Raw genomic sequence first — 13268 nt, forward strand, 5'->3', positions numbered from 1 at the left:
AAAAAATACGACTATCATTGTATAAAACGCTACTCATAAAAATAAATCACATATTCCACATGGAAAACTGCCGGCAAACAGAAAAGACAAAAAAGGGGAAGCACCGCTAAGGATCGCCACGGTGCTTTAAGAAAATTACAGATACCTATAACTGAATCGGTTTAATTGCCCATATTTCATCGGCATATTCCTTAATCGTGCGGTCAGAAGAGAAGTAGCCCATATTGGCGATATTATGTAGCGCACAGCGTGTCCAGGTATCGGGGTTACGGTACAGTTTGTCCACTTTATCCTGAGTATCAACATAACTGCGATAGTCGGCCAGCAGCTGGTAGTGGTCACCCAGATTCACCAAGGAATCAAATATATTGCGGTAACGTCCAGGCTCCTGCGGGCTGAACACGCCGGTGGCGATTTGTGTCAGCACCTGATGCAGTTCGGCATCCTGTTCATAATAGAGATGAGAGTTATAACCGTTGCTGCGCAGCGCCTCTACCTGCGGCGTAGTATTGCCAAAGATAAAGATATTCTCCGCGCCAACATGGTCGAGCATCTCAACGTTAGCGCCATCCAGCGTACCAATGGTCAGCGCACCGTTGAGCGCAAACTTCATATTGCTGGTGCCCGATGCTTCCGTCCCCGCCAGCGAGATCTGTTCGGACAGATCGGCCGCCGGAATGATTATCTGCGCCAGGCTGACGCTATAATTGGGAATAAACACCACCTTCAGTTTACTTTTAACCTGAGGATCATTATTGATAACCTGCGCAACATCATTAATCAGATGGATAATGTGTTTTGCCGTCTGGTAGGCCGATGCCGCCTTACCCGCGAAGATGCTAACTCTGGGCACCCAGTCCGCGTCCGGTTCCGCCTTAATACGGTTGTAGCGGGTGATAATATGCAGCACGTTCAGCAGCTGCCGCTTGTACTCATGAATACGTTTGATCTGCACGTCAAACATCGCCTGCGGATCGATGACAATATCCAGTTTTTGGCTGACAAATTCGGCCAGGCGCTTTTTATTTTGCAGCTTGGCATGGGCAATCAGCTCAATAAAGTTGGGAAAGTCGATATGCTGTTTTAGCTCGTCCAACTGGCTAAGCTCAGTTCGCCAGGTGCGGCCAATCGTCTCATCCAGTACGGCAGAGAGCGGGGGATTCGCCAGCGCCAGCCAACGGCGCGGCGTGATCCCATTCGTTTTGTTGCAGAAACGCCCCGGAAACAGTTTGGCAAAGTCGGCAAACAGCGACTGTACCATCAGGTTGGAGTGCAGTTCAGAGACGCCGTTGACCATATGGCTGGCCACCACGGCCAGCCACGCCATACGGATCCGGCGGCCGTTGTTTTCATCAATAATCGAAATACGTGCCAGCAGCTCCCAGTCATCCGGGTACTGCTCCTGAACGGTCTTCAGAAAATAGTCATTAATATCAAAGATGATTTGCAGATGTCGCGGCAGGATTTTGCCGATCATATCCACCGGCCAGGTTTCCAACGCCTCCTGCATCAGGGTATGGTTGGTGTAGGAGAACACCTGACAGGTGACGTCGAAAGCATCATCCCAACTGAATTTATTTTCGTCAATCAGCAGGCGCATCAGCTCGGGAATGGCCAGCACCGGGTGAGTGTCATTGAGATGCAAAGCGATTTTATCGGCGAGATTATCGAAGGTCTGGTGCATCGTCCAATGGCGGTGAAGAATATCCTGCACCGTGGCCGAGACAAGAAAATACTCCTGCCGCAGCCTTAGCTCGCGCCCAGAATAGGTGGAGTCATTCGGATAGAGCACGCGTGAGACGTTTTCAGAATGGTTTTTATCCTCTACGGCGGCAAAGTAATCTCCCTGGTTAAATTTCCCCAGGTTGATTTCATTACTCGCCTGCGCGCCCCACAAACGCAAGGTATTGGTGGTATCCGTATCGTAGCCAGGGATAATCTGATCGTATGCCGTGGCCAGTACTTCTTCCGTTTCTACCCAGCGCGCACGGCTCCCCTCATGCTGAATACGCCCGCCAAAGCGCACTTTGTAGCGGGTATTGAAACGTTGAAACTCCCACGGATTACCATATTCCAGCCAGTAGTCCGGCGACTCTGCCTGACGGCCTTCGACAATATTCTGTTTAAACATGCCGTATTCATAACGGATGCCGTAGCCACGGCCGGGCAGGCCCAGCGTCGCGAGTGAGTCAAGAAAGCAGGCCGCCAGCCGCCCCAGTCCACCATTGCCCAGGCCCGGGTCGCTCTCTTCCTCAATCAGGTCTTCCAGGTCGAAGCCCATCTCCTCCAGCGCCGCCTGCGTATCGTTGTACATGCCCATCGCCAGCAGCGCATTAGACAGCGTGCGCCCGACAAGAAACTCCATCGACAGGTAGTAGACCTGCCGCACGTCCTGGGATAACTGAGCACGATTGGAACGCAGCCAACGCTCCACCATACGATCGCGCACCGCCAGCAGCGTGGCGTTCAGCCATTCATGTTTGTTGGCAATCGCAGGATCTTTGCCAAGGGTAAACATCAGCTTATAGGCGATGGAATGCTTGAGTGCATCGACGCTAAGCGTGGGCGAGGCATAGGAGAAAGGAGCGTTCATAGCAGTACCCCACTTTATTTGTTTACAACAAACGCTGATAGAGATCGCGGTAGGCCACCGCCGCCACCTGCCAGCTAAAATCCATCCCCATGGCCTGGCGCTGGACATAGCGCCACAGCGAAGGACGGGACCACAGTACGAAAGAACGTCGAATAGCGCGCAGTAACGACCAGGCATTGCTGTCTTCGAAGGAAAATCCGCTGGCAATGCCATCAGCCAGATTTTCCAGTGAACAGTCGTTCACCGTATCTGCCAGTCCCCCGGTGCGCCGCACCAGCGGCAGCGTGCCGTACTTCAGGGCATACAGCTGCGTCAGCCCACAGGGTTCAAAGCGGCTCGGCACCAAAATAACATCGGCACCGCCCATAATGCGGTGCGAGAACGCCTCGTGATAGCCGATTTGTACCCCGACCTGGCCCGGATTTTCCGCCGCTGCCGCCAGAAATCCCTGCTGTAACTCGGCATCGCCTGCACCCAGCACGACCAGCTGCCCACCCTGTTCCAGCAGGCCGGGCAGCGCCTCCAGCACCAGATCAAGCCCTTTCTGTTTGGTTAAGCGACTGACTACCGCGAAGATCGGCGCTTTTTCGTCGATCTTCAACCCCATCGCAATTTGTAACTGCCGTTTGTTTTCCCGTTTGGCATCCAGCACGTCACGGTTATAGCGTGCCGCCAGCAGCAGATCGTGCGCCGGATTCCAGATTGCCGGGTCGACGCCGTTGAGAATGCCGCTGAGTCGCCCCTCCAGCAGGCGCTGTTTCAGCAGCCCCTCCATGCCGTAGCCAAACTCTGGCTGAGTAATTTCCCGGGCGTAGGTAGGACTGACTGCGGTGACATGGTCGGCATAGAACAGGCCGGCCTTGAGATAGGAGATCTGGCCGTGGAACTCCATTCCGTACACATCGAAAAATGAATGCGGCAGCTGGATTTGCTCCATGTGGCGGGCGTTGAACAACCCCTGATAGGCCAGGTTATGCACGGTAAATACCGATTTGGCCGGCCGCCCGCGTGCCGCAAGGTAGGCGCAGGAAAGCCCGGCGTGCCAGTCATGCGCATGCACCACCTCCGGCCGCCACCATGGATCCAGCCCGCAGGCCAGCTCGCAGCTTACCCACCCCAGCAGCGCAAAGCGCAGGTAGTTGTCGCTATAGGCATATTGTGATTCATCGTGATAGGGGCTGCCGGGGCGATCGTACAGCCCCGGCGCATCGATCAAATAGATGCCCACGCCATTAAAATGACCAAAATGTAGCTCGACATAGCCAGCAAAAGTTTGCAGCTGCGCCACCACCTGGATTTGCGTAATCCCTTTTTTCAAATCGGGGAATGCCGGCAGTAACACTCGCGTATCGTCTCCCGCTGCAATTTGCGCCGCAGGTAATGCCCCAACCACATCAGCAAGCCCGCCGGTTTTCAGCAGCGGGAAAAGTTCTGAACAGACATGTAACACCTGCATTATTGGCTCCTGTAAAATGCCGAACGCGACCTGCAACAGGCCATACCCGCCCGGTTAACGCCAGCCAAGTTTTGCCAGCATGGTAGTTGTGACCAGCACAATCCCCTCTTCCGATCGATGGAAACGCCGGGCGTCATCATCCGGATTTTCACCAATCACCGTCCCCTCAGGCAGCACGCAGGCGCGGTCAATCACACAGCGACGCAGACGGCAGGAACGTCCCACCACCACATCCGGCAGCAGTACCGACGACTCAATATTGCAAAAGGAGTTAATACGAACCCGTGAAAACAGCACCGAATTGACCACCACCGAGCCGGAGATAATGCATCCGCCTGATACCAGTGAATTCATCGTCATCCCGTGGCTGCCGGAGCGATCCTGAACAAATTTGGCGGGCGGCAGCGGTTCCATATGGGTATGGATCGGCCAGTTACCGTCATACATATCCAGTTCCGGCATCACCGAGGCCAGATCAAGATTGGCCTTCCAGTAAGCCTCCAGCGTGCCGACATCGCGCCAGTAAGGTTCTGCGCTCTCATCCTGTTGGACGCACGAGAGTGAAAAGGAGTGCGCCAGCGCCTCACCGCTGGCGACGATTTTTGGCAGCAGATCCTGGCCAAAGTCGTGCGTCGACTGCGGCAGCTGCTGGTCATGCTCCAGCAGATCGAAGAGATATTCAGCATCAAACACATAGATACCCATACTGGCCAGCGCATGACTGCCGTTGCCGGGCATCGACGGTGGGTTAGCCGGTTTTTCAAGGAATTCTAAGACCTTGTTGTTGTCATCCACCTTCATCACGCCAAAAGCGCTGGCTTCCTCCAGCGGCACCGGCAGACAGGCAATGGTGCAGCGTGCGCCGTTTTCAACGTGGTCGATCAGCATGCGCGAGTAGTCCATTTTGTAGATGTGGTCACCGGCAAGGATGACGATGTACTGCGCACGGTAGCGACGGATGATGTCCAGATTCTGCGTCACCGCATCGGCCGTACCGCGATACCAGTGATCGGTCGCCAGACGCTGCTGCGCGGGGAGCAGGTCGACAAACTCGTTCATCTCTTCGTTCAGGAAAGACCAGCCACGCTGAATATGCTGCACCAGCGTGTGCGACTGGTACTGGGTACAGACCGCAATACGCCGGATACCCGAGTTAAGACAGTTAGATAGCGCGAAATCGATGATGCGGTATTTTCCGCCGAAATGAACCGCCGGTTTTGCACGTTTGGCGGTCAGGTCCTTTAACCGCGTTCCGCGACCACCAGCAAGGATCAGGGCTACAGTTTGTGTTGGCAGCTGTCTTGCCAGCATCACAGGGTCATTCTTCTCTAATTTCACCATGCCTGACTCCTATTATGATTTTTCCTGGAACACGCACACTCCCTGAGCGGCTCCATGCCAGACGGTTAACAGGATGGGGTTATCCTCACCGGCAAAAGGCGGTACGGCATGCCATTTCCCAGGGGGTAACACCAGGTCGCACACTTCTTCGGTGGCGTTAAGCGTGATAAGCCATTGTTTTGACAACCTTATTTGCAGACGATGCACGCCCTGCTCCCACTCAAGCCTGTTTAGCTGCCGTCCCTGGCCGTTGAGCCATTCCACGCTGCCATCCCCTTCCTGCCACCAGCGATCCTGTTGCAGGGCAGGAATGCGGCGTCGCAAATGGATTAACGCGGCGGTGAAAGAGAACAACCCGCGATCGCCATGCTTCCAGTCGAGCCACGTCAGCACATTGTCCTGACAGTAGGCGTTGTTGTTGCCGTGCTGGCTGTGGCCATGTTCATCGCCCGCCAGCAACATTGGCGTACCCTGTGCCAGCAGCAGGGTGGTTAACAGCGCGTGTATGCTGCGCCGCCGGTGCTCGGTGACCAATAACGGCGCTTTTAGCCCTTCCACGCCGTGGTTGTAGCTGAAATTATTATTGCTGCCGTCACGGTTATCCTCACCGTTAGCCTCGTTATGCTTATGTTCAAAACTGACCAGATCGCGCAGGGTGAAGCCGTCATGGGCGGTAATGTAGTTAAGGCTGGCGGAGGGCAGGCGCCCCTGCTTCTGGAACAGATCGCTGGAAGCGGCAAAGCGCCGCGCGAAATCGCCGTTAGAAAAGTCACCATGTAGCCAGTAGCGCCGGGCGGTATCGCGGAAGTGGTCATTCCATTCGGCAAACGGCGGCGGGAAGTTTCCTACCTGATAACCGCGCGGCCCGATATCCCACGGCTCGGCAATAATCTTGCACTGGGCCAACAGCGGGTCGGCGGCTATCGCCTGAAAGAGCGGCGCATCGCGGCGGTATTCAGGCGTGCGCCCCAGCGTGGTCGCCAGGTCGAAACGAAACCCGTCAATATGGCACTCCTCCACCCAGTAACGCAGGCAGTCCAGGGTCGATGCCACGGCCTCCGGGTGAACCAGATTTTGCGTGTTGCCACAGCCGGTCCAGTTGTCGTAGTTGCCCTGCCCGTCCAGCCAGTAGTAGGTCGGATTGTCGATCCCGCGCATCGACAGCGTTGGGCCGTTCTCATCAAGCTCGGCGCTGTGGTTAAACACCACATCGAGGATCACTTCAATCCCGGCCTGGTGCAGCGTTTTTACCGCCTGCTGAAACTCTTCCCGTGGGTTCTGCCCGCAGGCATAGCGAGATTCCAGCGCATAACAGGCCAGCGGGTTGTAGCCCCAGTAATTACTCAGCCCGAGGCGCAGCAGCCGGGGCTCGCTGGCAAAACAGGCCACCGGCAGCAGCTGGAGGCTGGTGATGCCAAGACGCTGGAAATAGTCAATCATCACCGGATGGCCGAGCGCGGCATAGGTGCCACGCATCTCTGCCGGAATGCCCGGATGCAGCTGGGTCAGACCGCGTACATGGGCTTCATAAATCACCGTACTGCCCCAGGGTACACGCGGCCAGGTATCATCTTCCCAGTCAAAATCATCTGCCAGCACTACGCCTTTTGGTGCCAGTGGGCCGCTGTCCAACGTGTCCGGCTGCTCCTCGCCGCTCTGGAAACAGGGGTTGTCGGTAACTTCACCCTCTATCCCGCGCGCGCAGGGGTCCAGCAGCAGTTTCGCCGGGTTGAAGCGCAGCCCCTGCTGCGGCTGCCACGGGCCGTGTACCCGATAACCATAACGTTGACCGGGGCGAACGGCGGGCAGGTATCCGTGCCAGATATCGCCGCTGTGCGCCGGCAGGTCGAGCCGCGTTTCAACGCCGTCATCGTCATACAGGCACAGCTCAACGCGCTCGGCGCGCTGCGAAAACAGGCTGAAGTTCACCCCTTTGCCATCGTAGCTGGCGCCACGCGGCGCGGGTTGCCCATCCCGTATCGGCATCATTATGCCTCCCGTACCAGCCATAGCGTTGCCAGCGGCGGCAGCGTCAGGCTCAGGGAGTGGCTGCGGTTATGGCTGCCCCATTCATCGGTACTGACCGCACCGAGGTTGCCGACATTACTGCCGTGATAATGGCCGGAGTCGGTATTCAGCACCTCGCGCCAGCGCCCTGCCTGCGACACGCCAAAGCGATAGTCATGGCGTGTTACCGGGGTGAAATTACTGGCAACAATCAGTTCATTGCCGTCGCAATCGCGGCGCACAAAGACAAATACCGAGTTATCGACGTCATCCACCACCAGCCATTCAAACCCCGCCGGGTCAAAATCCTGCTGATACAACGGCGGCTGTGCACGGTAGGTGTGATTCAGATCGCGCACCAGGCGCTGTACGCCGTGATGCCAGCCGTCTTCCCCTTCCAGTAAATGCCAGTCCAGACTGGTGTCGTGGTTCCACTCTTTGCCCTGGGCGAATTCGTTGCCCATAAACAGCAGTTTTTTGCCGGGAAAGCCGAACATCCAGCCGTAGTAGGCGCGCAGATTGGCAAACTTCTGCCAGGCATCCCCCGGCATACGGTCGAGGATTGAACCCTTGCCGTGTACCACTTCATCGTGAGAAAGCGGCAGCACAAAGTTTTCTGTGTTGTTGTACAGCATGCCAAAGGTCATCAGATTATGATGATGGCGGCGATAGATCGGGTCGAGCTTCATATAGTCCAGCGTGTCGTGCATCCAGCCGAGATCCCATTTAAACCAGAACCCCAACCCGCCCGTTTCCGGCGGGCGCGATACGCCGTTAAAATCCGTTGATTCTTCGGCGATGCTGATCGCCCCAGGCGCGGCGTGGCCGAGCGTATGGTTGGTATAGCGCAGAAAAGCGATGGCCTCGAGGTTTTCCCGTCCGCCGAAATGGTTCGGCACCCATTCCCCGTCGGTACGGCTGTAGTCGCGGTAGATCATTGACGCCACCGCATCCACACGCAGCCCGTCAATGCCAAAGCGCTCGATCCAATACAGCGCATTACCCGCCAGATAGTTACTGACTTCGCGGCGGCCAAAGTTATAAATCAGCGTATTCCAGTCCTGATGAAAGCCTTCCCGCGGGTCGCCGTGTTCATACAGCTCGCTGCCGTCAAACTTCGCCAGGCCGAAATCATCCGCAGGAAAATGGCCGGGCACCCAGTCCAGCAGGACGTTTAGCCCAGCCTGATGGGCGGCGGTAATAAACGCACGGAAATCATCGCGCGTGCCAAAACGTCGGGTGGGCGCGTACATGCCCAGCGGCTGATAGCCCCAGCTGCCGTCAAACGGATGCTCATTGACCGGCATCAATTCAAGATGGGTAAAACCCATCTCTTTGGCATAGGGCACCAGCTGTTGCGCCAGCTCCTGATAACTTAGCCAATAATGGTTATCGGTATGCCGCCGCCAGGAGCCGAGGTGTACTTCATAGATGGAAATCGGCGCATCGAAGCCGTTGGCGCGCTGGCGCTGGGGCGATAGCGTGGTCTTTTCAGGGATACCGCAAATCACCGATGCGCTTTGCGGGCGCATCTGCGCTTCAAACGCATAGGGATCGGCCTTCAGCCGTAGCTGACCGTGATTATCGATGATGTCGAATTTGTAGAGCTGCCCATCACGCGCTCCGGGAATAAACAGCTCCCAGACCCCCAGTTCGCGCCGCAGGCGCATCGGGTGGCGACGTCCATCCCAGTAGTTGAACTCGCCGACCACGGAAACACGCTGCGCATTAGGTGCCCAGACGGCAAAGCGCGTGCCGGTGACGCCATCAATCACACAGCCGTGAGCGCCCAGGGTTTCATAGGGGCGCAGATGCGTTCCTTCCGCCAACAGCCAGCTGTCCATTTCTGGCAGCAGCGGGCCAAAACGATAAGCATCATCGATCAGAGTTTGCTGACCGTGCCAGGTGACGGCCAGCTGATAACGAAACGGCTTTTTACGCCTGGGTATCACCGCATGAAAAAAACCACACGCGTCAAGGCACTCAAGCTGCACGCATGGATTACCGGTGCGGGTGTCGATAACCCAGACTTCGCTGGCGTCTGGCAACAGGGCGCGCACCTCCAGACCGAGGTGGGTTTGGTGCATCCCCAGGACGGAAAAGGGATCGGCAAAGTGACCGGAGACAACTGCATTAATGACATGACGATCCACTAGCTCTGACATGGTGTTCTTCCCGTGAAGGTCGGCAGGCGACGGGCGATACCCGATAGCGGGCATCACCAATGCACTGTTATTTATTGAGCCTTAAACACGCTGGCAGGGCTGGTAGATCTCCATGAAAAAGCCGCCGCAGCGCATGACAAACTGGCGTTACAAAAGAGAACATTCGGGACGATGACTTTTTTAAGCATAGCCAGTGTAATAGCAATATTCAGGCTCAAATGAGACAAATGTCTCTATTTCAGATTAAGGCGATATCAGCAGAGATAAGGGCAGATTCAACGGCAGGTTTCCCCTGCGGTGAAGACGTTGACATTGCCTGTTGAAAGGGCGTACGACAGAAGATGCAGACAGAGAGAATCAATCTATAGTGGAAATATTCCCCCGCCTGATACGGGGGAAATTCGTCGGAATTAATTCACCAGCAGGCGCAGCATGCGGCGCAGCGGTTCGGCGGCACCCCATAGCAGCTGGTCACCCACGGTGAAGGCCGAGAGATATTCCGGCCCCATATTCAGCTTACGTAAACGACCAACCGGCGTATTCAGCGTACCGGTTACCGCCGCTGGCGTCAGCTCACGCAGGGTGATGTCACGATCGTTTGGCACCACTTTTACCCATGGGTTATGATCGCCCAGCAGCCGTTCGATTTCTGCCAGCGGCAGATCTTTTTTCAACTTCAGGGTAAATGCCTGGCTGTGGCAGCGTAACGCACCCACGCGCACGCAAAGGCCATCAACCGGGATAGTATGGCTGGTGCGCAGAATTTTGTTGGTTTCGGCCTGCCCCTTCCACTCTTCACGCGTCTGGCCATTTTCCAGCGGCTTATCGATCCACGGGATCAGGCTGCCCGCCAGCGGCACGCCGAAATTGTCGGTTGGCAGCACGCCGCTGCGCCCCATTTCGGTCACTTTACGCTCGATATCGAGGATAGCGGAAGCCGGATTTTGCAGCTCTTTTGCCACATTGTCGTGCAGCATCCCCATCTGGGTGAGCAGTTCGCGCATATGACGCGCCCCGCCGCCAGAAGCCGCCTGATAGGTGGCAACAGAAGCCCACTCCACCAGGTTATTGGCAAACAGACCGCCCAGCGACATCAGCATCAGACTGACGGTGCAGTTACCGCCAACAAAGGTTTTCACTCCGCGCTCCAGACCGTCACGGATCACCTGATGGTTAACCGGGTCGAGGATAATAATCGCATCGTCTGCCATGCGCAGCGTTGAGGCAGCATCAATCCAGTAGCCCTGCCAGCCCGCAGCACGCAGCTTAGGATAAATGTCGCTGGTATAGTCACCCCCCTGACAGGTAATGATGATATCCAGCGCTTTCAGCGCCTCAATGTCGCTGGCATCCTGTAGCGTGCCCGTCGACTGCCCGCCAACACTCGGTGCCGCCTGGCCATGCTGGGAGGTAGAGAAAAACACCGGGCGAATCACATCAAAATCACGCTCTTCGCTCATGCGCTGCATCAGCACGGAACCCACCATACCGCGCCAGCCTATCAGCCCTACTGTTTTCATGTTAAACCTGCTTCAGGCGACCTGACTTATCGGCTACGCCTGACCTGTTAGAGTGAAAAAATCAGAGTTAAACCTTACAAGTTGCAGAAAAAGTGGCAAGTGAATTAAATCAATAAGCCGCTTTTTTTTAGCAGCGCTGCTTATAATCGGCGATAAACCGTCGATTATAAGCAGCGTGCGGCAGACGCTATGACAGCAGCTCGAAGGCGACCATCCCGACAATCGCCCCCACGGTGCCAAGGATGGTTTCCATCAGCGTCCAGGTTTTCAGCGTCTGCCCTTCGCTAGCCCCGGTAAAGCGGCCAAACAGCCAGAAGCCTGCGTCGTTAACGTGGCTACAAATAATTGAGCCACCGGCAATACAGATCGACAGCGCGGCCATCTGCGCGCCGGAATAATGCAACGGCTCAATCACCGGCATAATCAGGCCGACGGCGGTCAGACAGGCAACGGTCGCAGAGCCCTGGATAATGCGTACCGCGCCCGCCAGCACAAAACACGCCAGCGCTACCGGTAAACCCGCCCCGGTCAGCGCATTGCCCAACGCCGGGCCAACGCCGGAATCCACCAGAACCTGCTTAAAGACGCCGCCAGCACCGATAACCAGCAGGATAATGCCCGCAGGCTGTAGCGCCGCGCCGCAAATCTGCATCACGCGCTCTTTGTCCATGCCCTGACGATAAGCCAGGCCATAAATGGCCACCAGACAGGCCAGCAAAATGGCGGTGAACGGATGGCCAATAAACTCCAGCCACTCATACAGGCTGGTGCCCGGCGTGGTGAAACGCGCGCCGATGGTCTTTAATCCCACCAGGATCAGCGGAAACAGGATCAGCGACAGGCTGAAGCCAAATGACGGCAGTTTGCTTTCATCAAACTCGGGGTGGTCACCTTCAGAAGGCAGACCAAACCGGACGTGCTGACTGATAAAGCGGCCAAACAGCGGCCCGGCAATCAGCATCCCCGGAATGGCGGCACACAGCCCCAGCAGGATCATCCAGCCAAAGTCGGCGTGCATCTGTGACGCCAGCAGCATCGGTGCCGGCCCAGGCAGCAGGAAGGCCGCAGAGGCGGCTACCCCGGCAAACAGCGGGATCACCAGCTTCACCAGGTTGTCTCCGGTGCGGCGGGCGACGGCAAAAGCAATACTGATTAATAAGACCACCGCCACTTCAAAAAATAGCGGCAGGGCGCAAATCAGCCCGGCGATCCCCATCGCGTAGTGGGCGCGACTTTCACCAAAGGTTTTCAGCATGCGGATAGCGATTTGATCGACCGCGCCGGTTTCATGCAGGATTTTGCCAAACATCGCCCCAAGCGCGACGACGATAGCCAGAAATCCGAGCGTGCCACCCATGCCCTTCTGCATGGTATCGGCGATTTTATCCAGCGGCATCCCGGAAAACAGCCCCGCACCAATGGAGACCAGCATCAGCGCCACGAAAGCGTGCATACGCGCTTTCATCACCAAAAACAGCAGCAGCAGCACCGAACCCGCCGCGGTAAAGACCAGCGTTGCAGTACTCATGGTGCCCTACCTATTTGCGAGATGGCTGTATCAATGGTTTCCAGCGTGGTGGAGACGACCGCGTCCAACGGCTGATGAATATCGACCACCCGCACATCGCTTTCGTCGTCGCCCGGCTGCTCCAGCGTGGCAAACTGTGTCACCAGCATCTGGGGTTTAAAGAAGTGCCCTTTGCGCGCGCGCAGGCGCGATTCGATGGTATCGAAATCCCCTTTCAGGTAAACGAACGAAAGATTCGGATTCCCCTTGCGCAAAATATCGCGATAACTTTTTTTCAGCGCCGAGCAGACAATCAGTGAAACCGCATTGGTGCGCTGCATAGCAAACGCCGCATCGTTGATTGCCTGTAGCCACGGACGACGGTCGTCGTCATTGAGCGGATGACCGGCGGACATTTTTTCGATATTAACGCGTGGATGCAGGAAGTCACCGTCAAGGAACGCCGCCTTCAGCTGATAAGCCACCGCATTGGCAACGGCGGACTTGCCGCTACCGGATACGCCCATCAGCACAAACACATGATTGGACGGAGAAGATGTATTCATTATTTTGTTGCTCCGGCAGAAATGGACAGCCATACCAGCTGCATTGTTATCGGTAACATTGTTAGTGCCCGGATAGGTGATGGCAACCGCCTTATCGGAAAAAACTGGTAAAT

The 13268-nt window shown here is 56.3% G+C and carries 8 protein-coding genes; all 8 read right to left on the minus strand.

Annotation, left to right across the window (positions count from 1 at the left end; genetic code table 11):
- Nucleotides 1-145: 145 nt before the first annotated feature.
- The 8 genes from glgP to gntK all read right to left on the minus strand — a co-directional run bounded on the left by glgP (nucleotide 146) and on the right by gntK (nucleotide 13155).
- Entirely contained in the window at nucleotides 146-2593 is a 2448-nt protein-coding gene (glgP, locus tag ETA_RS17420; RefSeq protein ID WP_012442918.1) for a glycogen phosphorylase, read from the minus strand.
- 22 nt (nucleotides 2594-2615) lie between these two features.
- The gene (gene glgA / locus ETA_RS17425; RefSeq protein ID WP_012442919.1) at nucleotides 2616-4049 is read right to left on the minus strand and encodes a glycogen synthase GlgA; all 1434 of its coding nucleotides are present in this window, start codon (nucleotides 4047-4049) and stop codon (nucleotides 2616-2618) included.
- 54 nt (nucleotides 4050-4103) lie between these two features.
- Nucleotides 4104-5390 carry a glucose-1-phosphate adenylyltransferase gene (glgC, locus tag ETA_RS17430; protein WP_012442920.1) on the minus strand — a complete coding sequence of 429 codons (1287 nt, stop codon included), beginning with the start codon at nucleotides 5388-5390 and terminating at the stop codon, nucleotides 4104-4106.
- Between the two features lie 12 nt (nucleotides 5391-5402).
- Nucleotides 5403-7379 (minus strand): glycogen debranching protein GlgX, encoded by a 1977-nt coding sequence (gene glgX, locus ETA_RS17435; protein ID WP_012442921.1) that lies wholly within the window; start codon nucleotides 7377-7379, stop codon nucleotides 5403-5405.
- Nucleotides 7379-9562 (minus strand): 1,4-alpha-glucan branching enzyme, encoded by a 2184-nt coding sequence (glgB, locus tag ETA_RS17440; RefSeq protein WP_012442922.1) that lies wholly within the window; start codon nucleotides 9560-9562, stop codon nucleotides 7379-7381. Before glgB ends, glgX begins: the two co-directional genes overlap by 1 nt.
- 410 nt (nucleotides 9563-9972) lie before the next feature.
- On the minus strand, nucleotides 9973-11082 hold the full coding sequence (gene asd / locus ETA_RS17445) for an aspartate-semialdehyde dehydrogenase (RefSeq protein WP_012442923.1): 1110 nt from the start codon (nucleotides 11080-11082) through the stop codon (nucleotides 9973-9975).
- 187 nt (nucleotides 11083-11269) lie between these two features.
- The gene (gntU, locus tag ETA_RS17450; RefSeq protein ID WP_012442924.1) at nucleotides 11270-12610 is read right to left on the minus strand and encodes a gluconate transporter; all 1341 of its coding nucleotides are present in this window, start codon (nucleotides 12608-12610) and stop codon (nucleotides 11270-11272) included.
- The gene (gntK, locus tag ETA_RS17455; protein WP_012442925.1) at nucleotides 12607-13155 is read right to left on the minus strand and encodes a gluconokinase; all 549 of its coding nucleotides are present in this window, start codon (nucleotides 13153-13155) and stop codon (nucleotides 12607-12609) included. The genes gntU and gntK overlap by 4 nt, the downstream gene beginning before the upstream one ends.
- Between the last annotated feature and the right edge of the window lie 113 nt (nucleotides 13156-13268).

This window comes from Erwinia tasmaniensis Et1/99, assembly GCF_000026185.1.
GTDB lineage: Bacteria > Pseudomonadota > Gammaproteobacteria > Enterobacterales > Enterobacteriaceae > Erwinia > Erwinia tasmaniensis.